This window comes from Caballeronia sp. LZ032 (genome assembly GCF_031451315.1).
GTDB lineage: Bacteria > Pseudomonadota > Gammaproteobacteria > Burkholderiales > Burkholderiaceae > Caballeronia.
This window is the reverse complement of record NZ_JARUXP010000002.1, coordinates 475242-500499: the sequence shown is the minus strand read 5'-3', so window position 1 is coordinate 500499 and position 25258 is coordinate 475242. Positions and strand designations below refer to the sequence as shown.

21 protein-coding genes and 1 pseudogene are annotated in these 25258 nt (G+C 64.3%); 3 read left to right on the top strand and 19 right to left on the bottom strand.

What is annotated here, in order from left to right; translation table 11 throughout:
- The 3 genes from QCE69_RS17750 to prpF form a co-directional block, all read left to right on the top strand.
- On the top strand, nucleotides 1–280 hold a 280-nt coding region (locus QCE69_RS17750; RefSeq protein WP_309932107.1), incomplete at its 5' end, for a citrate/2-methylcitrate synthase.
- Between the two features lie 138 nt (nucleotides 281–418).
- Nucleotides 419–3016, top strand: coding sequence for a Fe/S-dependent 2-methylisocitrate dehydratase AcnD (gene acnD, locus QCE69_RS17745; RefSeq protein WP_309932106.1), 2598 nt, complete (start codon nucleotides 419–421; stop codon nucleotides 3014–3016).
- Between the two features lie 34 nt (nucleotides 3017–3050).
- The gene (gene prpF / locus QCE69_RS17740) at nucleotides 3051–4244 is read left to right on the top strand and encodes a 2-methylaconitate cis-trans isomerase PrpF (protein WP_309932105.1); all 1194 of its coding nucleotides are present in this window, start codon (nucleotides 3051–3053) and stop codon (nucleotides 4242–4244) included.
- Between the two features lie 4 nt (nucleotides 4245–4248).
- Here prpF and QCE69_RS17735 read toward each other — a convergent pair whose 3' ends face one another.
- The 19 genes and pseudogenes from QCE69_RS17735 to QCE69_RS17645 form a co-directional block, all read right to left on the bottom strand.
- Nucleotides 4249–4689 carry a MarR family transcriptional regulator gene (locus QCE69_RS17735; protein WP_309932104.1) on the bottom strand — a complete coding sequence of 147 codons (441 nt, stop codon included), beginning with the start codon at nucleotides 4687–4689 and terminating at the stop codon, nucleotides 4249–4251.
- Between the two features lie 11 nt (nucleotides 4690–4700).
- A complete protein-coding gene (locus QCE69_RS17730; RefSeq protein WP_309920950.1) occupies nucleotides 4701–6593 on the bottom strand; it encodes an FAD-binding monooxygenase in 1893 nt (630 codons plus the stop codon).
- Nucleotides 6594–6754: 161 nt separating this feature from the next.
- Nucleotides 6755–8296 carry an amidase gene (locus tag QCE69_RS17725; protein WP_309920947.1) on the bottom strand — a complete coding sequence of 514 codons (1542 nt, stop codon included), beginning with the start codon at nucleotides 8294–8296 and terminating at the stop codon, nucleotides 6755–6757.
- 39 nt (nucleotides 8297–8335) lie between these two features.
- Nucleotides 8336–9099 (bottom strand): annotated as a pseudogene (locus QCE69_RS17720) (SDR family NAD(P)-dependent oxidoreductase).
- Between the two features lie 45 nt (nucleotides 9100–9144).
- Nucleotides 9145–9795, bottom strand: coding sequence for an ANTAR domain-containing protein (locus QCE69_RS17715; protein ID WP_309920941.1), 651 nt, complete (start codon nucleotides 9793–9795; stop codon nucleotides 9145–9147).
- Nucleotide 9796: 1 nt separating this feature from the next.
- Entirely contained in the window at nucleotides 9797–10951 is a 1155-nt protein-coding gene (locus QCE69_RS17710; protein ID WP_309932103.1) for a transporter substrate-binding domain-containing protein, read from the bottom strand.
- An 84-nt stretch (nucleotides 10952–11035) separates the two neighbouring features.
- Entirely contained in the window at nucleotides 11036–12022 is a 987-nt protein-coding gene (locus QCE69_RS17705; protein ID WP_309920936.1) for an acetamidase/formamidase family protein, read from the bottom strand.
- A 13-nt stretch (nucleotides 12023–12035) separates the two neighbouring features.
- Nucleotides 12036–12743 (bottom strand): ABC transporter ATP-binding protein, encoded by a 708-nt coding sequence (locus QCE69_RS17700; RefSeq protein ID WP_309932102.1) that lies wholly within the window; start codon nucleotides 12741–12743, stop codon nucleotides 12036–12038.
- Nucleotides 12740–13450: an ABC transporter ATP-binding protein gene (locus tag QCE69_RS17695; protein ID WP_309932101.1), complete on the bottom strand. Its 711-nt coding sequence runs from the start codon at nucleotides 13448–13450 to the stop codon at nucleotides 12740–12742. The genes QCE69_RS17700 and QCE69_RS17695 overlap by 4 nt, the downstream gene beginning before the upstream one ends.
- A complete protein-coding gene (locus tag QCE69_RS17690; protein WP_409021209.1) occupies nucleotides 13447–14526 on the bottom strand; it encodes an ABC transporter permease subunit in 1080 nt (359 codons plus the stop codon). The genes QCE69_RS17695 and QCE69_RS17690 overlap by 4 nt, the downstream gene beginning before the upstream one ends.
- A 9-nt stretch (nucleotides 14527–14535) precedes the next feature.
- Nucleotides 14536–15405 carry an ABC transporter permease subunit gene (locus QCE69_RS17685; protein WP_309920932.1) on the bottom strand — a complete coding sequence of 290 codons (870 nt, stop codon included), beginning with the start codon at nucleotides 15403–15405 and terminating at the stop codon, nucleotides 14536–14538.
- 60 nt (nucleotides 15406–15465) lie between these two features.
- Nucleotides 15466–16701: an urea ABC transporter substrate-binding protein gene (locus QCE69_RS17680; protein WP_309834307.1), complete on the bottom strand. Its 1236-nt coding sequence runs from the start codon at nucleotides 16699–16701 to the stop codon at nucleotides 15466–15468.
- 217 nt (nucleotides 16702–16918) lie between these two features.
- On the bottom strand, nucleotides 16919–17851 hold the full coding sequence (locus tag QCE69_RS17675; RefSeq protein WP_309932100.1) for an MBL fold metallo-hydrolase: 933 nt from the start codon (nucleotides 17849–17851) through the stop codon (nucleotides 16919–16921).
- Nucleotides 17852–18262: 411 nt separating this feature from the next.
- Nucleotides 18263–19219: an AraC family transcriptional regulator gene (locus QCE69_RS17670; protein WP_309920925.1), complete on the bottom strand. Its 957-nt coding sequence runs from the start codon at nucleotides 19217–19219 to the stop codon at nucleotides 18263–18265.
- A 19-nt stretch (nucleotides 19220–19238) separates the two neighbouring features.
- The gene (locus tag QCE69_RS17665; RefSeq protein ID WP_309932099.1) at nucleotides 19239–20312 is read right to left on the bottom strand and encodes a porin; all 1074 of its coding nucleotides are present in this window, start codon (nucleotides 20310–20312) and stop codon (nucleotides 19239–19241) included.
- A gap of 124 nt (nucleotides 20313–20436) precedes the next feature.
- Entirely contained in the window at nucleotides 20437–20778 is a 342-nt protein-coding gene (locus QCE69_RS17660; RefSeq protein ID WP_309922870.1) for a c-type cytochrome, read from the bottom strand.
- Between the two features lie 43 nt (nucleotides 20779–20821).
- A complete protein-coding gene (locus tag QCE69_RS17655) occupies nucleotides 20822–23023 on the bottom strand; it encodes a molybdopterin cofactor-binding domain-containing protein (protein ID WP_309932098.1) in 2202 nt (733 codons plus the stop codon).
- Complete coding sequence (locus QCE69_RS17650; protein ID WP_309920916.1) at nucleotides 23004–23447, bottom strand: 2Fe-2S iron-sulfur cluster-binding protein; 444 nt, start codon at nucleotides 23445–23447, stop codon at nucleotides 23004–23006. The genes QCE69_RS17655 and QCE69_RS17650 overlap by 20 nt, the downstream gene beginning before the upstream one ends.
- Before the next feature lie 374 nt (nucleotides 23448–23821).
- Nucleotides 23822–25225: an MFS transporter gene (locus QCE69_RS17645; protein WP_309920913.1), complete on the bottom strand. Its 1404-nt coding sequence runs from the start codon at nucleotides 25223–25225 to the stop codon at nucleotides 23822–23824.
- Nucleotides 25226–25258: the final 33 nt, after the last annotated feature.

Sequence of the window (25258 nt, the reverse complement as noted above, 5' to 3'; positions counted from 1 at the left end):
AGCGGGCGACACCAAGCTTTTCAGCATCGCCGAGCGCCTCGAAACGGTCATGTGGGACGCGAAGAAGATGTTCCCCAATCTCGACTGGTTCAGCGCCGTTTCATACCACATGATGGGCGTGCCCACAGCCATGTTCACGCCGCTGTTCGTGATTTCGCGCACGTCGGGATGGAGCGCGCACATCATCGAGCAACGCATCGACAACAAGATCATCCGGCCGAGCGCGAATTACACGGGACCGGACAACCTGAAATTCACGCCGCTGCGCGAACGCAAGTGAAGCGCATGTAACACCCGGGCCTTGCCGCCGCGCACGGCAGCAAGGCCTTTTTTGATATCGTAGTCAACGTTCGACCCCCGACAATACCCTTGCAGCATGGCCCTTGAAACCAGACCATGCGATGAGCGAGACACGGCCATGAATACTGCAAACCGCAAACCTCTTCCCGGCACCCCGTGCGATTTCTTCGATGCGCGCTCGGCCGTCGACGCCGTCTCGCCCGGCGCCTACGACACCCTGCCCTACACGTCGCGCGTACTGGCCGAGAACCTGGTGCGCCGCTGCGATCCGGCGATGCTCGACGCCTCGCTGCTGCAACTGATCGAGCGCAAGACCGAGCGCGACTTCCCGTGGTATCCGGCGCGCGTGGTGTGTCACGACATCCTGGGCCAGACGGCGCTGGTCGATCTGGCCGGCCTGCGCGACGCCATCGCCGAACAGGGCGGCGATCCCGCCAAGGTGAATCCCGTGGTGCCGGTGCAACTGATCGTCGATCATTCGCTGGCTGTTGAATGCGGCGGCTTCGATCCCGATGCGTTCCAGAAGAATCGCGCCATCGAGGACCGCCGCAATGAAGACCGCTTTCACTTCATCGACTGGACCAAGCAGGCCTTCGAGAACGTCGAGGTGATCCCGCCGGGCAACGGCATCATGCATCAGATCAATCTGGAGCGGATGTCGCCCGTGATCCACGCGATCAACGGCGTCGCGTTCCCCGATACGCTCGTCGGCACCGACAGCCACACGCCCCACGTCGATGCACTCGGCGTGATTGCGATTGGCGTCGGCGGCCTGGAAGCGGAGAACGTCATGCTGGGCCGCGCGTCGTGGATGCGCCTGCCGGACATCGTCGGCGTGGAGCTGACGGGCAAGCGGCAGCCGGGCATCACGGCGACGGACATCGTGCTCGCGCTCACCGAATTCCTGCGCAAGGAAAAGGTCGTCGGCGCGTATCTGGAGTTCTATGGCGCAGGCGCAGCTAGCCTGACGCTCGGCGACCGCGCGACCATCTCGAACATGGCGCCCGAGTACGGCGCGACCGCCGCGATGTTCTACATCGACCAGCAGACCATCGACTATCTGCGCCTCACCGGCCGCGAAGAAGAACAGATCCGCCTCGTCGAAACCTACGCGAAGACCGCGGGCCTGTGGGCCGACACGCTCACGAACGCGCGCTACGAGCGCATCCTGCGCTTCGATCTGTCGAGCGTGGAACGCAACATGGCGGGGCCGTCGAATCCGCACAAGCGCCTGCCCACGTCGCAGCTCGCCGCACGCGGCATCGCCGGCAAGTGGGAAGAGACGCCGGGCAAGATGCCGGACGGCGCGGTCATCATCGCGGCCATCACCAGCTGCACCAACACCAGCAATCCGCGCAACGTGATCGCAGCGGCGCTGCTCGCGCGCAATGCCAATGCGCAAGGCCTCACGCGCAAGCCGTGGGTGAAGTCGTCGCTGGCGCCGGGCTCGAAGGCCGTCGAACTCTACTTGCAGGACGCCGCCCTGCTGCCCGAACTCGAGAAGCTCGGCTTCGGCATCGTCGCGTTTGCGTGCACGACCTGCAACGGCATGTCGGGCGCGCTGGATCCGGTGATCCAGCAGGAGATCGTCGAGCGCGAGCTGTACACCACCGCCGTGCTCTCCGGCAATCGCAACTTCGATGGCCGCATTCACCCGTATGCGAAGCAGGCGTTCCTGGCTTCGCCGCCGCTGGTCGTCGCCTATGCGATTGCGGGCACGATCCACTTCGACATCGAGAAGGATGCGCTCGGCACCGGCGCGAACGGCCAGCCGGTGTATCTGAAGGACATCTGGCCGGACGATGCGGAGATCGATGCGATCGTCGCGCAGAGCGTCAAGCCCGAGCATTTCCGCCGCGTGTATGAGCCGATGTTCGCGCTCACGCAGAAAAGCGGCGACGCCATCAACCCGCTCTACGACTGGCGCGGCCAGAGCACGTACATTCGCCGTCCGCCGTACTGGGAAGGCGCGCTGGCGGGCGAGCGCACGTTGCGCGGCATGCGGCCGCTCGCCCTGCTCGGCGACAACATCACGACCGATCACCTCTCGCCGTCCAACGCGATTCTCGCGAACAGCGCCGCCGGCGAATATCTGACGAAGATGGGCTTGCCCGAAGAGGACTTCAATTCGTATGCGACGCATCGCGGCGACCATCTGACCGCGCAGCGCGCGACCTTCGCCAATCCGACGCTCATCAACGAAATGGCCGTGGTCGATGGCCAGATCAAGAAGGGTTCGCTGGCGCGCATCGAACCCGAAGGCAAGGTCACGCGCATGTGGGAAGCCATCGAGACCTACATGGAGCGCAAGCAGCCGCTCATCATCGTCGCGGGCGCGGACTACGGGCAAGGCTCGTCGCGCGACTGGGCCGCGAAAGGCGTACGGCTCGCGGGCGTCGAGGCGATCGTCGCGGAAGGCTTCGAGCGGATCCATCGCACGAACCTGATCGGCATGGGCGTGTTGCCGCTCGAATTCAAGCCGGGCGTGAACCGCGTGACGCTCGCGCTCGACGGCACCGAGACCTATGACGTCATCGGCGCACGCACGCCGCGCGCCGATCTCATGCTCGTGATCCAGCGCAAGAACGGCGAACGCGTGGAAGTGCCCGTCACCTGCCGGCTCGATACCGCCGAAGAGGTGTCCATCTATGAAGCAGGCGGCGTGCTGCAACGCTTCGCGCAGGACTTCCTGGAATCGTCGAAGGCTGCTGCCTGACGCGCCGTCTCTTCTTTCAAAGGATTCGATTCACATGGCACACGCACCTCAAATCAGGATCCCCGCGACCTACATGCGCGGCGGCACCAGCAAGGGCGTCTTCTTCCGCCTGAACGATCTGCCCGAGGCCGCGCGCGTGCCCGGCGCGGCGCGCGACAAGCTGTTCATGCGCGTGATCGGCAGCCCCGACCCTTACGGCAAGCAGATCGACGGGATGGGCGGCGCGACGTCGAGCACGAGCAAGACGGTGATCGTCTCGCCGAGCACGCGGCCCGGTCACGACGTCGATTACCTGTTCGGTCAGGTATCGATCGACAAGGCCTTCGTCGACTGGAGCGGCAACTGCGGCAATCTCTCGGCGGCGGTGGGTCCGTTTGCGATCGGCGGCGGGCTGGTCGATCCGGAACGCGTGCCGGACAACGGCATTGCGATCGTGCGCATCTGGCAGGCGAACATCGGCAAGACCATCATCGCGCATGTGCCGATGACGAACGGCGCCGTGCAGGAAACCGGCGACTTCGAACTCGACGGCGTGACCTTTCCGGCGGCCGAAGTGCAACTCGAATTCCTCGATCCGGCAGCGGAAGAGGAAGGCGCGGGCGGCGCGATGTTCCCGACCGGCAACGTGGTCGACGATCTCGATGTGCCGGGCATCGGCTCGCTGAAGGCCACGATGATCAACGCGGGCATTCCGACCATCTTCCTGAACGCCGATGCCATCGGCTACACCGGCACCGAGTTGCAGGACGCCATCAACGGCGACGAAGCGGCCTTGAAGCGCTTCGAGACCATCCGCGCGCACGGTGCGCTGCGCATGGGGCTCATCAAGAGCCTCGATGAAATTGCCACGCGCCAGCACACGCCGAAGGTCGCGTTCGTCGCGCGGCCGGCGGCGTACACGGCATCGAGCGGCAAGCAAGTGGGCGTGGAAGATGTGGACGTGCTCGTGCGCGCGATGTCGATGGGCAAGCTGCATCACGCGATGATGGGCACGGCGGCGGTGGCCATCGGCACGGCGGCGGCGATTCCCGGCACGCTCGTCAATCTCGCGGCGGGCGGCGGCGAGCGTCAGTCAGTGCGTTTCGGGCATCCGTCGGGCACGCTGCGGGTCGGCGCGGAGGCGGTGCAGGCGGAAGGCGCCTGGCAAGTGACGAAGGCCATCATGAGCCGCAGCGCGCGCGTGCTGATGGAAGGGAATGTGCGCGTGCCGTTCGAAAGCTCGAACTAAAGCGTCACGCTTCTTCCGGCAACAAGGCCAGCAGCAGGCGCCGCAATTCGCGGCCCTCCGCTGCCGACAACCTTGCGGTCAGGATGCGCTCCACCTGCTCCACGCGAGGCCGCAGCGTCGCAAGCTGCTTCTTGCCGGCGGGCGTCAGCGACAGCACGTAGCTGCGCTTGTCGACGGGATCGTCGGAACGCTCGATCAGCTCATTGCGGGCCATGCGCGCCACGAGTTCCGCGATGGTCGAGCGGTCCACGTCGAGTTCGTCGCCAAGCTGGCGCTGGTTCACGCCCGGCGTCCGTTGCAGGATTTCAAGCGCGGCGTACTGCACGCTCGTGATCTCCGTCGACACCTCGCTCTGCCAGACCGCCAGATGCCGCTGCTGGGCGCGCCGCACCAGACTGCCGGTGAATCGGGAAAGGGCGGCGGGAGAATGTGTTTGAGCAGGCACGGTCGACAGGATCAAGCAGTGGAACGGGTTCGGAACAGCGGACGCAGGAATGCGTTCAGTTCATCGAACGCATCGAGCGGCAGCACATGCGCGACGTATTGATCCGGACGGACCACGATGAGCGCACCCCGTTCGCGATCGATGCCGCGCGCGTCGAAGATATCAGCCGACTCGTCGCGCGTAAATACCTTTTCATAATCCACCAGCCCATAGCGGCCCTTGCGCGGCAACAGCAGCGCATGCAAGTCCTGCAGGCGCACGTCGCGATGCGGCGTCTGCAACACCGCGCGCAGATCGATGACGCTGTCGATGTCGGCATCAGGTGGCGTGATGTCGCGCAGCCATGCAGCCAGATGCTCACAGAGCGCATCGAAGGCTCGACCGCTTGCATCCGCGAACGCATACAGACGCCAGCGGCCATCGGCGAGCGCTGCGTGACCGAGGTGCATCGGCCTGGCATCGGCGATGCGGATCACCGGCGCCGAATGAAAGCGCGTGCCGATCGTGAAGCCGCGCGCGAGCGCCTGATGCGTAGTCGCACCCGTCAGCGGACCCGGCCGGTAATGCGTGGCAACGCCCGCCGTATAGCGGCCCGCGCGCACGAAATACGCCTGCAACTCCGCCGGATCCACGCCGCCCGCTTCCGGATGCGCCGGGTCTTTCGGCGGCGCGGCCATCATTGCGGACCATTCCTTGTCGAAGTCGATCAACTCCTGCGCAACCGGTTGGCGTTCATCGGAATAGGTACGCAGCAGGCTGGCATCGCTGCGGCCCTGAAGCACTGCGCCCAGCTTCCAGCCGAGATTGAAACCATCCTGCATCGACACGTTCATGCCCTGCCCCGCCTTCGCGCTATGCGTATGACAGGCATCGCCCGCGATGAACACGCGCGGTTCGCGCGATGAGCCATCGGGCGTCAAGGCGTCGTCGAAACGTTCGGTCAGACGCTGGCCCACTTCATACACCGAGAACCACGCGACTTCCTTCACATCGAGCGTATAAGGATGCAGGATGCGCTGCGCCGTCCCGATGATGCGCTCCACCTTGATCTGTCGAATGCCGTCGCGGTTCTCGGGCGTCACTTCGCCGAGATCGACATAGAAGCGCACGAGATAACCGCCCTCGCGCGGGATGAGCAACAGATTGCCCTTGCTCGCCGACTGGATCGCGGCCTTGAGGCGAATGTCGGGGAAGTCGGTCACCGCCAGCGCATCCATCACGCCCCACGCGTGATTGGCGGCGTCGCCGTTGAGCGTCTGACCGATGGCCGCACGCACGCGGCTGCGGGCGCCGTCGCAACCCACGACATAACGCGCGCGGATCTTCGTCTCTTCACCGGCGCGCTCCCCTTCCGTGCGCTTCAGCGTGACAGTGAGCGGATGATCAGAAGCGTCGTCGCGCGTGACATCGACGACTTCGAGCGCGTAATCCGGTTCGAGGCGCTGCGCGGAACGATGCATCAGATCGAGCAGATAGGCCTGCAAGCGCGCCTGATTCACGATCACGTGCGGAAACTCGGACATGCCGGTTTCGGTATCCTGAACGCGTCCGGTCCGACGAATCGCGCCCCGGTCAGCGGCATCCGGCCGCCAGAACACCGTTTCGTTGACCCAGTACGCTTCGCGCAGCAGCCGTTCGCTGAGACCGAAGGCATGGAACATTTCCACCGTGCGGCACGCGACGCCGTCCGCCTGCCCCATCAGCAACGGTCCCGCACGACGTTCGACGATGCGCGTGGTGATCGACGCAAACTGCGCCAGCTGTGCCGCGAGCACGAGTCCAGCCGGACCGCTGCCGACGATGAGCACATCCACCGCGTCAGGCATGGCAACGTGCGGCGCGCCTTCGGCGGCGGGTTCGATGCCCGGATCGTCCGTGCGAAAACCGTTGAGATGAAATTGCATGATGTCTGCCTCCACAAGGTCTCGATTTCTCTGGATCGAAATATACTCCGTATGCCAACTATATCCAAGAAGTTATCGGAGCCCTGCGGTTTACCCGGAGAAGGCCGATCGGCTGGTTTTTTTTGAGCGGACCGGCGCCCGTGCGCCGGTCCAACGTGAAGTCAGGAAAGCCGCGGCGCCTTCCTGTGCTGCGTGCCGCATTCATACGCGTAGGCATAGCCGAGCAGCGCGCCCTCGTCCCATTGGCGTCCGACGAAGATCAGGCCGAACGGCGAGCCGGATTCGTAGTATCCGGCCGGCACCGCAATGCCCGGCAGACCCGCGATATTGATCTCGCCGACGGTCGTTTCCTGGATGACTTCCTTGCCGTGCAGCGACGGAAGCTCGTTGCGCATCTGCGGGAACACGAGCGCATCGAGACGATGCTGGCTCATCACGCTGTCGAAGATCGTCAGGTAACGCGCCTTCAGTGCGACGAATTCCGGCATCTCGGGCGGCAGCGACGGATCGGCCAACGCGGTGCGAAAGTCCGCAAGGCTATGCAGATAACGCAGCACGCCATTGGGGCCGAATGCATCGTCATCCCGCGTCGCTTCGGCGAACTCCGCGAACGTCTTGAGCGCCGCATCCCTGCCCAGGCGTTGCAGATACTTCTCCAGATCGTACGGAATGGATTCGAGTCCACGCGCATCGAAGTGTTCGAGCGGCGGCGTCGGCTTGCGCAAGTCAGCGAAACCCGAACCGGCGAACGGATCCTCGATCAGCACCGCGCCCAGTTCCACCAGTTCCCGCTGCACGCGTTCATAGAGCGCGGCGGCTTCGTCGGAGAGCGCTTGCGTGCGCCAGCCCGGCCCATACAAGCCGATGCGCTTGCCCTGCAACGCATCCGCCGCAAGCGCCGCTGCATAGCCTCCCGCAGGCTGACGGCCGACGCCGGCCAGCGTCTTCGGGTCTTCGCTGGAATAGCCCGCGAGCGCATCGAGGCACAGCGCCGCGTCGCGCACGGTGCGGGCAATCGGCCCGACGACATCGCGATTGCCCGACAAGGGCACGACGCCCGCATTCGGCACCAGCCCGATGGTCGGCTTGATGCCGACGAGATCCTGCGCCGACGCCGGGTTCTGGATCGACCCGCCGGTTTCCTCGGCGAGCCCGAGCACCGCCATGCCCGATGCCACCGCCGACGCCGTTCCCGCGCTGCTGCCGCCGGGTGCGCGGTCGGGCATCGGCACGTTGAGGGTCGGGCCTGCCCAGCTGTCGTTCGCATGCGTGCCCGTATGACTCAGGATGGGCACGTTGGTCTTGCCGAGCAGGATCGCGCCCGCGCGCCGCATGCGTGCGACGACCGGCGCATCGCGGGCCGGCATCAGGTCGACGCCGCCATGCTTGCCATACAGCTTCTTCCATCCCGCCGTGGTCGGAAAGCCGACCATGTCCATCGGATCCTTGATGACGACCGGCACCCCGGCGAGCGGTCCCAGCACTTCGCCGGCAGCGCGCCGCCGGTCGATCTCGCGTGCGTCGTCGAGTGCGGCGGGGTTCAGGAAGATCAGCGCGTTGTAGCGCCCGTTATCGCGCTCGATCCGCTCGAAGCAGGCCTGCGCCAGGTGTTCCGCCGTGAAGGCGCCGGCCTTGAAACCCGCCTGCACGGCTTCGACCGTGAGCGTATCCAGATCGATCTCCATCGCACTGCCTCGTTCCATTCGGTGCTCCTGTTGAGGTGGTGTTCGAACGCGCGACGCTCAAAGCTGCACGCCCCGCGTGAGCGCGCCATCGACGACGAAGTTCGCCCCGCTCACGAAGCTCGCCGCCGGACTCGCGATGAACGCCACCGCGTTGGCGATTTCCTGCGGCCGGGCCATGCGGCCGGTCGGATTCAAAGCGAGCGCGCGTTCGAACAGCGCGGCATCGTTATGCTCGATCCAGTCCCACACGCCGCCTTCGAAATACACATTGCCCGGCGATACCGTATTCGCGCGAATGCCCTTCGCGGCCAGCTGGTTCGCGAGCCCTTGCATGTAGTGAATCAGCGCGGCCTTGAACACGCCGTAGGGTCCGGCGGCGAAATCGATCTCGCGTCCCGACACGCTCGATATCGCGACGATCGAAGCCGCCTGGCTCGCTTCAGAAACGGCATCGCGGCATCGACGAGATTCACGGTGCCCAGCAGATCCGTCTCGAACTCCTTGCGCCAGGATTCAATGTCGTTGCCAATGGCAAGCGCGCTCACATTGGCCACGACGATATCCATCCCGCCCCAGTCCGCCCCGACGCGCGCGACCCATGCCTTGAGCGCGGCGCCATCGGCCACATCGACGGCCGCGCCCGATGCACGCGCACCGCTCAATTCGGCCAGCGCCTCCGCGGTGGTTTCAACGGCGGCCGCATCGCGCGCGCAGATGGCGACGTCCGCGCCTTCCGCCGCCAGTGTCCGCGCAATCGCCAGCCCGATGCCCTTGGTGCCGCCGGTCACGATCGCCTTCAAGCCCTTCAGTTGCAGGTCCATGTTCGCCGCTCCTGTGCATGTCGGTCAGACGCCGGGACGGCGCGCTCACGCTTTCTCGCGCCCGTCCCCTGAACTCATGCCGCGCGCAATCTGCAGCACTTCGCCCGCCTGGATGACGGAGTGGCAGATGTCGTCGATGGTCACGCGCTTCTCCATTGCCTGCGCGCGCAGCATGTCGTAGGCCTCGCGTTCGCTCACGCGATGCATGATCATCAAGATGTTCTTGGCTTCCTGCAGATGCCGGCTGTCGAGCAGTTTCTGTTCGAGCTTCGCGATGCGCTGCGCATGCTGACGCGCGCGCTTCGAGTGATACAGCGCCATCACCACCGTCGAGAGCAGACCCGAAGCGCGCACCGGCGTCGTGACGATGCCGTCCGCGCCGAGCTTGATGGCCTGGTCGATGAAGGTCGGATTCTCGTAGGAAACCACGCAGATGACGGGCGGCGTTTCCGGGCCGGACCACTCGCCGCAGGGCGCGCGTTCTTCCGGCAGCAACGCGCGGAATACGAGATCGACGCGCTCGGGCAAGGTGTCCAGCGGCGGCCAGCAGCGCTCCACCTGAAAGCCCATGCGCCGCAGGTGATTGGCGAGCGTCTGTCCATCGTTGTCGTCCGGATGGAAGACGAGCACCCGCGCATGGCGCTCGAGGATCGAACTGGTGAGGCTCCGCTGGCCTCGGTCCGGGCGCGCGCTCACGTCAGGAGTCCCGCGTGCTCAGCTTCGTGACCCAGTCCCCGAGCGTCTGACGCGTCATATAGGGATCGGGCCCGACGGCGAACTTCGATTCGCGCAGGATGGTGAACTGGCCGTCCGCCGAAGCGCGGCCAATGCGCGGATAGAGCGCCATGTGATGATTCACCGGATCGATGCGCACACGGCCTTGCGGCGCGTTGAACTCGGAACCGAGCAGCTGCGGCATGATGCTCGCGAGCTTGTCGGAGCCCGCGCGCGCGAACGCTTCCGCGAACATGTGCATCTGATAGTAGGCGGCTTCCCAGTTCATGTCGGTGGGCGTGTGCGCGCCGTAGCGCGACTGATGCAGCGCGACCGCACGATGGTTCTCCACCGTGTCGATGCTCTGGAAATACGGCGCGGCCGTGATGTGGCCGGCGGCGCTGCCGGGCTCCATCGCGCGGATTTCCGTCTCCGAAGTATTGAGGCTGCCGATGGGCATGCGGGCCGGATCGAAGTCGGCATGCGCGTAGGCGTCGTAGAGATACGGCACGGTCTCGCCGATCACCGTGCAGAAGATCCAGTCCGGCGCCTTGCGGCGGATATCGGCGATGACCTGCTCGAACTGCTCGCGCGTGGCGTCGAGCGGCAGATAGCGTTCGCCGAGGATCGCGCCTTCGGGATGCTGGAGCAGCAGCTCCTGCATCGTGCGATTGCATTCGTACGGATAGACATAGCTCGACCCGACGAAATACACCCGCGCGCCGAAGGTCTCGGTCATGAAGTCCGCCAGCTGCACGCCGTTCTGATTCGGCGACGCGCCGCTATAGATGATGTTGTCCGAGTACTCGAAGCCCTCGTACATCTGCGCATAGATCAGCAGACGGTTGTGCTTTTCGACGATCGGCAGCATCGCCTTGCGGCTCGTGGACGTATAGCCGCCGAAGATGGTGTTGACCCCGTCCTTAAGGATCAGCCGCTCCGCCAGTTCGCGGAACGCGGCCGGGTCGGAGCCGGGGTCGTAGTGCAGCGCAACGAGTTCGCGTCCGCCAATACCGCCGCGCGCATTGATCTCGTCGACGGCGAGACAGGCGCCTCGCCATTGGGACTGCTCGAGCAGTGCGGTCGAACCGCTGGTCGAGCACAGCAGGCCCACTCGAATGGGATCGGACAAAGCCATTTCTTGACACGCTCTCTTGTTTGCGCGAAGCCGCGGCCTCGCGCCTGGGTCGTCTGGTGTCGTTTCTTCCGACTGAATGATGCGTTACTTCAGATAGTGCTTCGCGACCATCGCGCCAACCGTGTATTTTGGATCGACAAAATTGCCCAGGCGCACGCGGCCCACCTGACTCAGCATCATGTACGCGTCCCACTTGTCGAAGCCATACTCCGCGGCCATCCACAACACGAGCTCGCGATAGGCAATGCGCGTGGCATCCTCCAGCGGCCGAGCGCTGCCGATGCTCATCAGCGCGTCTTCATTCTCGAGCCTCGGCCAGTCGATCCGCCAGCCCTTGATGAGGTCCACGCGCACGGTGGTCGTGCTCTGATACTCGACGGCGGTGCCGCACACCTCGCCATCGCCCTGGCAGGCATGCGCATCGCCGATGAACAGGCGTCCGCCCGGCGAGCGCACCGGCAGATACGTGATGCTGCCCGGCCCCATGTCCGGCACGTCCATGTTGCCGCCGTGATTATCAGGTGTGAGCGAGTTGATCGAATCGATTTCCGGCGAAAGACTCAGCGTGCCGATATGCGGCTTGTACGGCAAGGTGTTGCGCTTGCTCCAGTACACGTTCTCCTCGTCGATCCTGATCTTGCGCACCACTTCCGGCAAGGGCTCGTTGAGCAACGCGGTGTAGTCGGTGCCGGTCAGCCCGCCGAAGTTCGGGATCATGCAGCAGAAGCCGTGCGGGTCCGGGCCGCGCGGCGCCATCTTCTCGATGTACACCGCGACCACGTCGCCCTTCTCGGCGCCTTCGATCATGATCGGCCCGTTCTGCGGATTGAGGAACGGCACTTGAAGCACCTGCGACGGCTTGTCCGTCTCCTCCTTGATCTTGCCTTCGAAGGCATCGCGCGTTTCCACCACGATGCGGTCGCCCGGCTTCACGTGCAGCACCGGATCCGAGTACGGACCGATGGTGTAGTGATAGGTCTTCTGCATCTGCTCGGTGAGATGATGCTCCACCGGCTCACGGCCCGCGCCCTGGCCGCGCTTCATCATGATCGAGTCCTCAAGCCATTTCATGTTCCGCTCTCCGTCACAGTGCCAGATACTGGCGAATGAGTTGCTCGTCCCCGAGTTGCGCGGGACTCAATGTCTCGACAATGCGGCCCTTGTCCATCACGCAGCAGCGTGTCGCGATACGCTCGACCATGCCCATGTCCTGTTCCACCAGCACCACGCCAATGCCGGTCTCGCGCGCGATCTGCTGCAAGGTCTCGCCGATCAGATCCACGATGGACGGCTGGATGCCCTCGGACGGCTCGTCGAGCAACAGCACCTTCGGCGCGCTGATGAGCGCGCGGGCAATGGCGAGCTGCTGCTGTTCGCCGCCGCTCATCGTGCCCGCCTTCTGCGCGTAACGCTGCTTCAGGATCGGAAAATAGTCGACGACCCGCTCGCGCATCTGCGCGGCCTTCGCCCGGTTCGCCTGCGCGCCGACCTGAAGGTTTTCCGCGACCGTCAGCGCGCCGAAGATCTCGCGGCCCTGCGGCACATAGCCCATGCCCTGCTGCGCTCTCACGTAGGGCTTCTCGTGGCCGATAGCCGTGCCGTCGAGGACGATCTCTCCGGCATCGAGCGGCACCAGCCCGATGAGCGCACGCATCAGCGTCGTCTTGCCGACGCCGTTGCGGCCGATCAGCGCCAGCATCTCGCCCCGTCCGATGCTGAGCGACACGCCGTTGAGCACGCGTCCGCCGCCATACCCTGCTTCCACGCCCGACACTTCGAGCAACGCGCTCATTTCTTTTTCCCCAGATACACTTCGGCGACATCGTCGCGCGCGAGGATCTCGTCGAGCGGGCCGTCGGCCAGCACGCTGCCGCCGTGCAGCACCGTGACGCGCGACGCAATCTGCTTGACGAAGGTCATGTCGTGCTCGACCACCATCATCGTGAGCCCGGCCGCCGACAGCCGCTTGATGAGTTCGCCCGTTGCATGGGTTTCCTCGACCGACATGCCGGCCACGGGTTCGTCGAGGAACAGCAGCTTCGGCCGCAGCGAGACCGCCATGGCGATTTCGAGCCACTGCTTCTTGCCGTGCGACAGATTGCGCGCGAGCACGTGCTCCTCCTGCTCCAGCATGAAGCGCTCGAGCAGGTCGTCGAGGCTTTCGGGCCGGTCGTCGCGCGCGCGATGCAGCGACAGTTGCAGATGCTGGCGCACGCTGAGATCGGGGAACACGCCCGGTATCTGGAACTTGATGCTCATGCCCAGACGGATGCGCTGGTGCGGCAGCACATGGCTCATGTCCTCGCCGAGAAACATCACGCTCCCCTCCGACGGCCGATGCTCCCCCGTGATGAGCTTGAAGAAGGTGCTCTTGCCCGCGCCGTTCGGCCCGATCACGCAGCGAATCTCGCCTGCGTCGATGCTGAAGTCGATGCCGTTGATGACGTGCGCGCCGCCGAAGTGCTTCTTGAGTCCGCGCGTTTCCAGCAGCGTGGTCATGATTTGCCCTCCTCGCGCTTGAGACAGGGGCCGCCGTGGCGCGCGCCGCCACCGGCGCGGCCGGCGAGCCTGCCGAGTTGCCGCGTGACGAACGGCAGCAGGCCTTCGGGCGCGGCCAGCACGACAATCAGCAGGATTGCGCCGAGCAGGATCAGCGCGTACTGGCTGCCGTACACGGCGAGACTCTGCGAGAGCCAGACCAGCAGCGCGGTGCCGAGAATCGTCCCGCCAATGGTCTTGCGCCCCGATGTGGCCACCCAGATGACCGGCAAGGCGGCCGCGGTGAGGCCCATCGTCGATGGAGTGATGTAGGAGCCCCAGATCGTGTAGAGCGCGCCCGACAGACCGCCCAGCGTGCAACCGAGCACGAACACGAGCCACTGATGACGGCGGATGTCGACGCCCAGCATCTCCGCGCGCTGCGGGTTCTCGCGGATGGCGATCAGCGTGAGACCGAACGGTCCGTCGAACAGCTTGCGCATGACGGCGTAGACCACGATCAGCAGGATCAGCACGAGATAGTAGAAGCTGGCGTTCTCCAGCGTCAGCGGGCCGCCTGGCCAGGGAATCGTCAGCGGCGTCATGCCGCCCATGCCGTTGTAGCCGTTGAGCCGCGCTTCCCCGATCGCCCATTGCGGCCCGGCGGTCTGCGCCATGAAGGTTTCGAGCACCAGCGTCACGGACAGCGTGACGATGCCGATGAACACGCCCTTGATGCGGCCATAGAAGATCATGTAGCCGATCAGCGCAGCCGCCAGCACGCTGACCACGAGCCCCGCGCCGAGACCGAGCCACGACTGAAACCAGTAATCGCCATAGTTCAGCGTGAAGATGCCGTAGCTATAGCCCGACAGCCCGAAGAACGCCGTCTGCCCGAACGACAGAATGCCGCCGTAGCCCCACATCGCGGCCAGGCCCATCGCGCTGAAGGCCCACAGCAGGCAGTACGCGAGATTGCCGCTGGTGTTGGCATCGACGACGAGCGGCAGGCACAGCGCAACGAGCCACGGCAGCACGCGCAGGACCCGCGCGCAAGCGCCGGGCGCAGCGCTGGAAGCCATTCCGGTTTGCTTCATGCAGGCCTCCTAGCGCAGGCGGGTAAAGAGATTGCCGAGGCCTTGCGGCATCAGCCGGATCACGACGATCACCGTCAACAGCAGCCCGATCTGCCCGAACAATTGTCCATAGGAAGCCGTGAGCGCCGTCTGGATGATGGCAAGGACGCCAGCCGCCGGCGTCGTTCCGGCAATCACGTTCGCGCCGCCCACGACCACCGAGACGAAGGCCTGCACGATGAAATTGCTGCCCATGGTGGGCACCGCCGTCATGGTCGGGGCGTACAGCGCGCCCGTGAGGCCCGCGAGCCCGGCGCCGAGCGCAAAGGTCAGCGTGTAGAGCCGGTCCGTGCGCAGGCCGAGGCATTGCGCGATGCTCGCGTTCTGGATGGTCGCGCGGGCGCACACGCCGTAGTTGGTCTTGAAGAACAGCAGATAGAGCCCGAAGAGAATCGCGAGGGCAATGAGCGGCAGCACGGCGCGATAGGTCGAGAACGAATATTCGCCGAGCGAGAAGGAACCGAACGGCGTCGCGATGCCCTCCATGGACGGCCCCGCGACGAGCAGCATGGTCTGCTGCACGATGAGGCTGATGGCCCAGGTGGCGACCACCGAATCGAACAGGCGGTCATAGAGATGACGGATCACGAGCCGTTCGACGATCACGCCGGCGCACGCCGCCGCCAGCGCGCCGAGCAGCATCGCGAGCGGCAGCGGCAGGCCGCGCTTCGCGGCGATGATGGTGACATAGGCGCCGCACATGATGAACTCGCCGTGCGCGAGGTTGATCACGCCCATCATGCCGAAGATCACTGCGAGACCGAGCGCGGCGAGCACCAGGTAGGCGAAGTTGTCGCCGAACTGGTAGACGAGCGAGTAAAGCGTGGTGAGAGTGGCCATGCATGCTCCACGTTCAGGAAGACGCGCGCGCGGCGCCTGGCAGCGCGCGCCGGCTTCGGATCAGGACTTCTTGGGCAGGTTCGACGGCGTGTACTGGCGATGATCCGGCTTGTTCGGCAGATCGCAGCCGACCTTGCCGAGCCAGTACGGCTGCACGTCGTCCCATACCTTCGGAATCTCGACGCTATGGTCTTCCTTCACGTGCACCAGATAGATGGTATGGCTCGCGTGATGGCTCTTCGGGTCGATGCAGACCTTGCCCTGCGCGCCTGTCGTGCAGATGTCGCCGCTCTCGAGCGCATGGCGCACCGCATCCTGGTTCGTCGTCTTGGCCTTTTCGACGGCAGCCTTGTAGAGATAGATGGCGTCGTAGGCGTTGGCCGCTTCCTGGTTGATGTACGGCTCGTTCGGGAACTTGGCGTGGAAGCGTTTCTTGAAGTCATTGCTTGCCGGTGAATCGACTTCCTCGACATAGTTCGCCGTCACATACATGTCCTTCAGTGCCGGCGGTTTGAAACGCTTGTGCTCGTAGGCCTGGCCGACATTGACCGAACTGGCCATCGGCAGGTTCAGATGCGCCGATGCCTGCTGCTCGTAATACGACGCCTGGTTCGCGCCGACCAGCAGCGTGACCACGAAGTCCGGCTTGGCCTTCTGGATGTTCTGGATGGTCTGGCCGAACTGCGACACGGACAGCGGGATGAATTCCTCGCCGACCATCGTGCCGCCGTTCTCCTTCACGATGTTGCGCACCCATTCCGCCGAGATCTGCCCGAAGTTGTAGTCGGCGGCGATGGTGTACACCTTCTTGCCGTACTTCTGCATCATCCATGGAATGAGCGTGGAGAACTGCTGCTCGGGCACCGCGCCGGTCACGAAGGTGTTCGTGTCGCACACACCGCCTTCGTACTGGTTGTCGTACCAGTAGAGCTGATGTGCGCGGTCCATGATCGGACGGATGGCCTCGCGCGATGCGCTGGAGAACGCGCCGAAGATCACATCGGGCTTGTCGGTCTGCACGAGACGCCGGGCGAGTTCCTGGAACTTGGTGTTGTCCGACTGCGTGTCGTAGGCGATCAGCGTCACCGGACGTCCGAGTATGCCGCCCTTCGCGTTGATCTCCTCGACCGCAAGTTGGGTAGCGTGGATCTTCGGAATGGTGGCCAACGCGAAGTTTCCTGAAGCGTCCTCCAGCAAGCCGATCTTCACGGGATCGGCGGCGCTCGATGCGAGCGAGGTCAGTGCGAGTCCTGCGGTAAGGGCGAGACGCATCCAGCCCGACGGCTTCAGCAACATGCGGGTTCTCCAGAAGTGGGCGCTAGAACAGCGGAATATTTCGGACAAAAAAAAGCCCCTTGACGAACCAGTGGTTCGTCAAGGGGCTTCTGTGCCGGGTCCTCGGGCGGACATCATTGTCGGGCCGCGAGGGTGACTCAAGTCTAAAACGCTGAATTTTTGCTTGTCAACCTCGATCAAAAATCAGTGATGCACGTGAACGCGCGTGCAGCGTCGCTCAATAATCCCACAGCACCGGCACGAAGCGAAAGCCTTCACCGTTCTTCGCAACGTGTCCGATGGAAGGGAACGCGACATGCGCCGCGGCCAGCAAGGCGCCGGATTCGGCGGCTTCATCGAGCAACGCGATACGCACGTCCGCGGCTTTCTCGGGATCATGCTCGAAGCCGTTTTGCCAGGCGGGATGATCGAAGTTGACTTCGAAGATCGCGTCGCCGACGAAGGTCAGCTTCTCGCCGTTCGACGCGACATCCACCACGCAATGCCCCGGCGTGTGCCCACCCGTCACGCGTGCCGACACACCCGCTGCGACGTCCACGATCCGGTCGAAGAGCACGATGTTTTCGCTGTACAGCTTCACGAAAGTTGCAGCCGCTCGGCGCAGCGCGGGCGGTACCGATTCCGGCATGACCGTCCTGCTGAAGTCAGGATCTTTCCAGAACGCCACTTCCGCCGCCGCCACGTGAATGCGCACGTCAGGACGCAGCTTGGCCTTCACGCCGTCGTTGTTCAGCCCGCCGACATGATCCATGTGCATGTGCGTGATCACGATATCGGTGATCGCCTTCAGGTCGATGCCCGCCGATTCGAGACGCATCACCGACTGACCCGCGCGCGAAAAGTATTCGAAGCCGTCGCCCACGCCCGAATCGATCAGGATCAGATGCTCGCCGCTGCGCACGAGCGCGATGTTCAACGCCCAGTCGAACCTGTCGCGCTGCAGGAAGCGGCTATCGAACCATGCGTTGCGGTCCGCCTCGCTCACGTTGGTGGACATCGTCGAGGTCGGCAGCGGCAGCACGCCATCGCTGATCAGCACGACATCGACGTCACCGATACGCACCGCATAGCGGGACGGCACGAGTTCGCCTGCATTCTTCCTGCCGAGGCTCGCGGTAACGGGCTGCACGTTGCGGGTAATCTGGCTCATGTTCGAGACTCCTTTCATCACGGGGATATGCCGCACGAGGCGACGAATGTCACGGGCCTGATCCGGCTCGCGTTTCGATCAACTGTGCGACAGAGTGTAGTGAGGAGAAGCGCGCGCCAGTAGCGTCGCGAAGGCCTACAGGATGTTGTCCTGGCGGCAATAATCGATGGTGCGGGAACGCTGCGCCGGCAGCGCGTATAACTATCAGGCAGCGGCGCTTATACAGGAATTTTGGGGCGTCATTCAAACGCCTCGCGACTTGTTTTCAAGTGGGTGCGTACCGGGTGCGCAACTGGACACGGCGTTCGCACCGAGCCTTGCGACGTCGCGTCGCAGCCCTTGCCCCCAGACGTTTGCTCCCGCCACGAGGCGTGGAGTTCGAGCGTCAGTCCGGCTTGCGGCGCCGCCTAACTACGGTCCATGTCGCAGTGATCGCGCCTCGCTGCGCGCATATTGTTTCGGCGCCATGCCGGACCAGCGCCGGAACGCACGGATAAAGGCCTTTTCCGAGGCATAGCCCACTCTCTCCGCGATCTCGATCAGCCTCTGCCGGGTGTGCCTGAGCGCATCACTCGCGAGATACATGCGATACGACGTGAGATGACCGATCGGCGTTTCGCCGGCGAGTTCGACGAAACGCGCGCTGAAGCGCGAGCGCGACATGCCCGCCGCAGCCGCCAGCGACTCGACAGTCCAGTCACGCTCCGGATTCCGGTGCAGCAACGCGATGGCTTTGCCAATCTGCGGGTCCATGATGCCGCGCAACCAGCCGGTATGGCTGACCGCCGAACCCAAATGCGCGCGCAGCAATTGCACGAACAGCACGTCGGCGAGCCGCGCCGCCGCCACCGCCCAACCCGGCTGGCAGGACATCGATTCGCGGATGAAGGAAGAAAGTGTGCTCGCGAGCCAAGGGACCATGGCAGGATCGTTCGCGCGCACGTGAATGAGCGGCGGCAACACCGAGAAAAGCGGACAGCGCATGGCCTCGCGATATACCACAATACCCGTATATAGTTCGCTCACCGAGCCGCCGCCGCCCGCGCTGAAGCGCAGCGGCGTGTCGAAGCTGGGGCGTATGCCCTGGCTCGCCATCAGGTCGTCGAATGGCACGGGCCTGACCTCGGGCGACGACGCGAGCACGTGCTCGTGCCCATGCGGCAGCAGCAGGAAGTCACCAGGTTCGACGAGCACGGGCTCCATCCCTGCGACGATGACGTAGAACGGGCTGCCGAAGGCCGTTCTGAACATGGCGCCGTCGACAGCCGGCTTGCTGAGCGCAAACGGCGCGGTGAGCGAGAAGTACCCTGTGACCACGGCGTCGGCGCACAGGTCCGCGAGAATATCGCTCAGCAAGTCGGTTGCCATCGCCTTCTCCGATCCGGGGCTAGAAGCGCCGCTCGATGCCTACCATCGCGCCGAACTGGTTCGCGCCCGTCTGTACCGCGCCCCCAGCCGCGATCGCGTTCGCCGCAAGCGGGCTGTTGAACATATAACTCACCGACGAATAAGCGGTGGTGCGCTTCGAGAGGGCGTAATTCACGCGCCCGACCAGCATCGTCGAATTCGAATCGTCGCGCAAGATGTAGCGCAGCGCCTGGCCGTCGCACCAGAGCGCGGGCGTGAAGAACCAGGTCGTCCCGAGGAAGAAGATATCGGATTGTGCATGCCTCTCTGCCGAGGTATTGCGCCGGATCCACCCGCCGCCCGCCTTGCCGCGGCTGTACTTCACATATGCGTCGACGATGACTCGCGTGTCTTTGTAGTCCGGGCTCACGAGCGGTGCCGCAGCGCCCGGGCCGCCGTTCATCACGTCGTACGACGCAGCCACCCCGCCCCACGTGCCATCGTAGGCGAGCATCGCCGTGTACTGGCGGCAGGCCACCGCGTCGCCCGGAATCTGGCCCGCGCAGTTCGTCGCGGAAGGCCCGGCAGGTCCTGCCGCGTCGCGGCCGAAGCTATAAGTGCCGCCTGCCGTCACGCCATGAAACTCCCCGAGATAGCCGATAGCGCTGTCGCTGCGCGCGTTTGGCAGATAGCCATCGAAGCTCGCCATCGAATGAATCGAGGGACCGATAACATCTGCGTTGAGCAGCGCGTACATCGACATGTTCATCTGGCGGCCGAGTGTGAACGAGCCGTAGTCGCCGCTCAGGCCCACATTGGCTTGGCGCCCGAAGAGCCGGCCGCCGTAGTTCAGCGCACCGCTGTCCGTTGCGAAGCCGTTTTCCAGGACGAAAAACGTCTTGAAGCCACCGCCTAGATCCTCGACGCCGCGCAGCCCGAAGCGCGACGGCATCTCGCCGGTAAGCGACGGCATGCCGACGAACGAGCCGCCTTTTGGCACGTTGTCGTAGTACTCGATGCCGGTATCGACGATACCGTAAAGTGTCACACTACTTTGGCCGCAGGCCAGACTCGCCGTACCGGTCAGTGCGGCTACCGCCCATAGCTTCTTCAATACCCACTCCAACTAAGTCGTGACAATTATCGATGCAATGTCCCACCTGCTTCGACCAAGTAGAGGCATCCGCTGCCGGCGATCCGCGCCCCACAGGTCGGGTCGCCCCCCGGCCCGCCTTCGATCAATTCGTCCTGCTGCCTGCAAGAATCCACTGCACGACGGTTTGAGCGTCTGCGGTGCTGATCGGGTTCGGCGGCATGGGCACGGCGCCCCAACTGCCCGAGCTGCCGTTCTGCACGTGAGTCACGAGTGTCGCGAGTGCGCCGGCATTGCCCTTGTAGCGGGCGGCCACGTCGCGGTATGCGGGACCAACGAGTTTCCTGTCGACGGCGTGACAACCGAAGCAGGCATGCTGGGTTGCGATCTGCTGGGCGCGCGCAACGTCGATCGCGGCTTCGGCGCGCGCGCCGGTTGCGCTCAGCACCGCTACCAACGGCACGATCAAGCTACGGATACGGATCATGTAAAACACCTCGTCAAAGGTTGAACGGAAGGGTTCCCTTGCGTCAGCCAAGTGGCTGTTCGAGCGGCATTGTGCGCAGGTGCTTGCCTGTCGCCTGAAACAGCGCGTCGGCAACGGCCGGCGCGACCGGCGGCAAGGCTACTTCACCGCAGCCTTGCGGCGGCCGGTCGCTTGCCACGATCACCACCTCGATCGTCGGCATCTCAGCGAGATACAGGAGCGGGTAGTTGGAAAAGTTGTCCTGCTCCACAGCGCCGCCCTTGAACGTGATCTCGCTCTTGAACGTGTTCGTCAGCGCGAAGCCAATGCCGCCCTCGACCGTCTCGCGAATCAGCATGGGATTGACGGCGCGCCCGCAGTCGATGCCGCACACCACCCGCTCGAGTTTCGCGCGGCCCTCCACCATGCGCAGTTCCACGATCGTGGCGACATAGGTCGTGAACGCGCCGCCGCGCCCGGTGTAAAGGCAATAGGCAACGCCACGATGCACCCCCGCCGCCGGCTTGCCAGACCAGCCGGCCTTCGCGGCGGTCTGGTCGAGCACGCGCACGGCAAGCGGGTCGTGTTGCAGCATCGTCCGCCGGTACACGAGCGGGTCGATCCGCGCCGCGTGCGCGAGTTCGTTGACGAAGCTTTCGAGGAAGAACACGCTCGACGTACTGCCCACGCTGCGCATGAAGCTCACGGGAATCGGCTGGGTAACGTTGACCGAATCAACGAGCAGGTTCGGCACCGCGTAGCCGAGGTCGTACAGGCCATCGAGCATGGTTTCGTCCCAACCGCCCATCTTTTCGAAGTAGTCGCGCTTGATCGACCAATAGAGCGACTGCCCCACCACGCGCACGCGCATGGCTTGCGGATAACCGTCGGGACCAAGCGCCGCGCGCATACGCGCCGAGACGCCTGGGCGATAAAAGCCGTGGCGAATGTCGTCTTCGCGCGAGCGGATAACCTTAACGGGTTTGCCCACGGCCTTCGACGCCACGGCCGCGTGAATCACGAAGTCCGGCAGGTACTTGCGCCCGAAGCTGCCCCCAAGGAAAGTCGTGTTCACGATCACCTTTTCCGCACGCACGCTGAAGATGGCGGCGAGCGTCCAGCGCACCTTGTCCTGCCCCTGAATCGGCCCCCATACCTCGATGTCGTGCTCGCGCACGTGCACGGTGGCATTCACGGGCTCCAGCGTCGCGTGCACGACATAGGGCGTGTGATAGTCCGCTTCGACCACGCGCGCCTGCGGCGCATCGAGATACGCCGCCGCGTCGCCGATTCGCGTGGCGACCGGCGCCCCGGTGGCGTTTAGCGCGGCCTTGCGCTGCGCGAGTATCGTCGCACTGTCGAAGGGTGCCGTGCCGCCGTCGTCCCATTGCACGTCGACCGCGTCGCAGCCCTTCTTCGCCTGCCAGTACGACTGCGCGACCACGATCACGGCATCCTTCGCCTGCACCACCTCGACCACGCCCGGCATCGCGCGCACCGTATCGCGATTGCGCACGGCAACAGGCCTGCCGTTGAGCGTCGGCGCCATTTTCACGGCCCCGTTGAGCATGCCTGGGACGACCACGTCGACACCGAACCCTGCACGCCCGCTCACTTTCGCGGGCACGTCGAGTTTGTGCAGCGACGCGCCGATGAGCGTGTGCATCGATTCCGGCTTCAAACGCGGCTCCGCATCGAGCGGCAGCTTCGCTACGTCATCGAGCAATTCGCCGTAGGCGACCGCGCGGCCCGTTTGCAGCTGGATTACTCGGCCGCTCTTCGTCGTGCACTGCGTGGGCCGCACGCCGAGCCGATGCGCGCCGGCCTTCAGGAACGCCTCACGCACCTGCGCGCCGGCCACACGCAAGCGCGTGTAGAACATCGTCATCGACATCGAGGCGCCGACGAACTGCTGCGGCATTTCATTCGCTGCCGAAATACGGTAAGCGTCGCGCCCCGTCACGAACGCCACGCTCACCTGGCTCCAGTCGGCATCCATCTCGTCGACGAGCACTTGCGGCAGTCCCGTGTAGACGCCTTGCCCGACTTCCGCCTGGGACAGACCGATTATCGTTCGGCCATCGGCGTCGATACGCACCCAGTCGTTGATCTCGTGAAAGCGCGAGGTTTCGCCGGCAGCTTCGGCGTGGGTGCTCCATGCGAGCGGCAGCACGAGACTGCCTGCCACGGCAAAGCCTACCCTCAGGAAAGCGCGTCGGCCTTCGCTGCACGCGCCCTGATCGCACTCACGAATTCGCTGCGACATGAATGGCCTCGCGAATACGGTGATAGGTCGCACAGCGGCACAGGTTCGTCACGCCCTGGTCGATCTGCGCGTCGGTGGGGTGCGGATACTGGGTGAGCAGCGACGCAACGGCCATCACCATGCCCGACTGGCAATAGCCGCATTGCGGCACGTCCTGCTTGATCCATGCGGCCTGCACGGGATGCGTCACGCCGGGCGAAAGCCCTTCTATGGTGGTGATGCGGCGCCCCGCGACCACTGATACCGGGAGCACGCACGAGCGCGTCGCCTCGCCTTCCAGATGCACCGTGCACGCCCCGCACGCGCCGATGCCGCAACCGTACTTGGTGCCGGTCAGGCCGGCGGCCTCACGAATCACCCAGAGCAGCGGCGTTTCTGGATCGCCGTCAAACTCGAAGGGGCGTCCGTTCAGTGTGAATTGCATGTCATCTCTCCCGGAAACATTGTCGGCCGAAGGCTCACTGCCGCCGAACGCGATGAGTGAAATTCTTGGGCCGGACCAAATGTTCGGCAATGGCATGCACACCCGATTAGGTTGCCGATCGTCTCGCAATGCGTCTTGCAGCGAGTAACCAGCAGAAGGGATTTGCTTTCCCTGAAACACTGTCATGCATGGTTTCACTGAATGCGACAGTCATATGGCCGCCGCATCATCCATACATGGCATTTTCTCGCTTGACGAAACATTGGAGAGACTCATGCACCTGTGGAGATTTCGGTTTCCCAATGAAAAACCTCACCCCGAACGGGCGCTCGTCGCGACGAGCGCCATCGGCATGGCCGAGAGCATCGGGTTCATCACGCTTCCAACTGCTCCAGCACCTTCCCCTTGGTCTCGATGCCGAGACAATGCACCGCGATAGCCGCAAGGAACGGCACGGCCGCGAGAACATAAAATGCAACATCGAGATTGCCGCCAACCATGGTTTTCGAAACGATGGCCGGCGCGAAGATCGCCGCCACCTTCAGCCACGCACCGCCCACACCACAGCCGAGCGCGCGAATACTCGTGGGATACAGCTCCGGCGTATAGACGTACGCGGTGATGAACCCGCACGCCAGCAAACCCAGCGCCAGCGCACAGAACGCCGCGACCACGAACACCGACATGGCGTGGCACACGCCCGCCATCACCAGTGATAGCGCGCACAAGACGAACGAAACGTTGATGATCGGCTTGCGTCCCACCTTGTCGACGAGCAGCGCACAGATCAGCGACCCCAGCACGCCGAGTATCGACGCTGCCACCGCGAGATTGAGCGCAAGCTGCAACGGCGCGTGATAGACCGTGCGATAGATCGTGGGCAGCCAGGTCGAAAGTCCGTACTGGATGAAACCGCAGGTCATCCACAGCATCGCAACGGCGAGCGTGCGCCTGCGGTACGCCGGGCCAAACAGGTCCTTCACGCGACGCCTGGGGTGACGGCTGACGAGTGCTTCGAACGCCTCGGCCTGCGCAGGAGCCGCAAGTGCGCCCTTGACGGTGCGCTCGAAAGCGGTCACGGCCATGTCTGCATCATTCAGGCGACGTCGCTCGGCCAGCCAACGCGGCGACTCGGGCACGAGACGGCGCAGTACGAAGAACAGCACGAGCGGCAGTCCGCCGATGAAGTACATCGCCTGCCAGCCGAAGCGCGGCACGATCCACGCACCCAGCGCATTTGACGCGAGCAGCCCGATCGGGAACACAATTTCGAAAAGTAAAACGAACCGTCCACGGCCATGAGCACGACTGATCTCATTGATATACGTTGCCGCCACGGGCAACTCGCCGCCGAGCCCGAAGCCCTGGATCACGCGCAGCGCTGCAAATGCGGCAAACGTAGGCGCAAAGCCGCAGGCAATGCTCGTCACGCCGATGATGCCGGAACTCCACGCGATCGCACGCACGCGGCCATGCCGCTCGGCCACCCATGGAAACAGGAATGCGCCGAACAATTGCCCGACCGATCCCGAGGCGATCAAACACGCGATTTCCCATGGGCTCAGGTGCCACTTCTGGATGAGAATCGGCAGCGTCGCGGCAATCGCGATCACGTCGAAGCCATCAAAAAACGTTGCAAGGCCGACGAGGAGGCGCGCACGCACCTGCATTGCGTTGGCCGGCAAGCGTTCCAGCCGGGCAATGATCGAGCCGCGCGTATGCGGTTCGTCCACGGCGAGTCGGTTGCTCTGTCCCACAAATTCATCGATGCTTCCCATGCGTCTCATCCTTCCACATGTGTGTGCGCCATG

Bases quoted from the DNA above. Each gene is read 5' to 3' on its own strand.
- QCE69_RS17675 (WP_309932100.1), bottom strand. From the start codon at position 17,851: ATGAGCCAGATTACCCGCAACGTGCAGCCCGTTACCGCGAGCCTCGGC.
- QCE69_RS17700 (WP_309932102.1), bottom strand. From the start codon at position 12,743: ATGAGCGCGTTGCTCGAAGTGTCGGGCGTGGAAGCAGGGTATGGCGGC.
- QCE69_RS17690 (WP_409021209.1), bottom strand. From the start codon at position 14,526: ATGAAGCAAACCGGAATGGCTTCCAGCGCTGCGCCCGGCGCTTGCGCG.
- prpF (WP_309932105.1), top strand. From the start codon at position 3,051: ATGGCACACGCACCTCAAATCAGGATCCCCGCGACCTACATGCGCGGC.
- QCE69_RS17670 (WP_309920925.1), bottom strand. From the start codon at position 19,219: ATGGCAACCGACTTGCTGAGCGATATTCTCGCGGACCTGTGCGCCGAC.
- QCE69_RS17645 (WP_309920913.1), bottom strand. From the start codon at position 25,225: ATGGGAAGCATCGATGAATTTGTGGGACAGAGCAACCGACTCGCCGTG.
- QCE69_RS17660 (WP_309922870.1), bottom strand. From the start codon at position 20,778: ATGATCCGTATCCGTAGCTTGATCGTGCCGTTGGTAGCGGTGCTGAGC.
- QCE69_RS17650 (WP_309920916.1), bottom strand. From the start codon at position 23,447: ATGCAATTCACACTGAACGGACGCCCCTTCGAGTTTGACGGCGATCCA.
- QCE69_RS17705 (WP_309920936.1), bottom strand. From the start codon at position 12,022: ATGAAATGGCTTGAGGACTCGATCATGATGAAGCGCGGCCAGGGCGCG.
- QCE69_RS17655 (WP_309932098.1), bottom strand. From the start codon at position 23,023: ATGTCGCAGCGAATTCGTGAGTGCGATCAGGGCGCGTGCAGCGAAGGC.
- QCE69_RS17680 (WP_309834307.1), bottom strand. From the start codon at position 16,701: ATGTTGCTGAAGCCGTCGGGCTGGATGCGTCTCGCCCTTACCGCAGGA.
- acnD (WP_309932106.1), top strand. From the start codon at position 419: ATGAATACTGCAAACCGCAAACCTCTTCCCGGCACCCCGTGCGATTTC.
- QCE69_RS17730 (WP_309920950.1), bottom strand. From the start codon at position 6,593: ATGCAATTTCATCTCAACGGTTTTCGCACGGACGATCCGGGCATCGAA.
- QCE69_RS17685 (WP_309920932.1), bottom strand. From the start codon at position 15,405: ATGGCCACTCTCACCACGCTTTACTCGCTCGTCTACCAGTTCGGCGAC.
- QCE69_RS17710 (WP_309932103.1), bottom strand. From the start codon at position 10,951: ATGGCTTTGTCCGATCCCATTCGAGTGGGCCTGCTGTGCTCGACCAGC.
- QCE69_RS17725 (WP_309920947.1), bottom strand. From the start codon at position 8,296: ATGGAACGAGGCAGTGCGATGGAGATCGATCTGGATACGCTCACGGTC.
- QCE69_RS17695 (WP_309932101.1), bottom strand. From the start codon at position 13,450: ATGACCACGCTGCTGGAAACGCGCGGACTCAAGAAGCACTTCGGCGGC.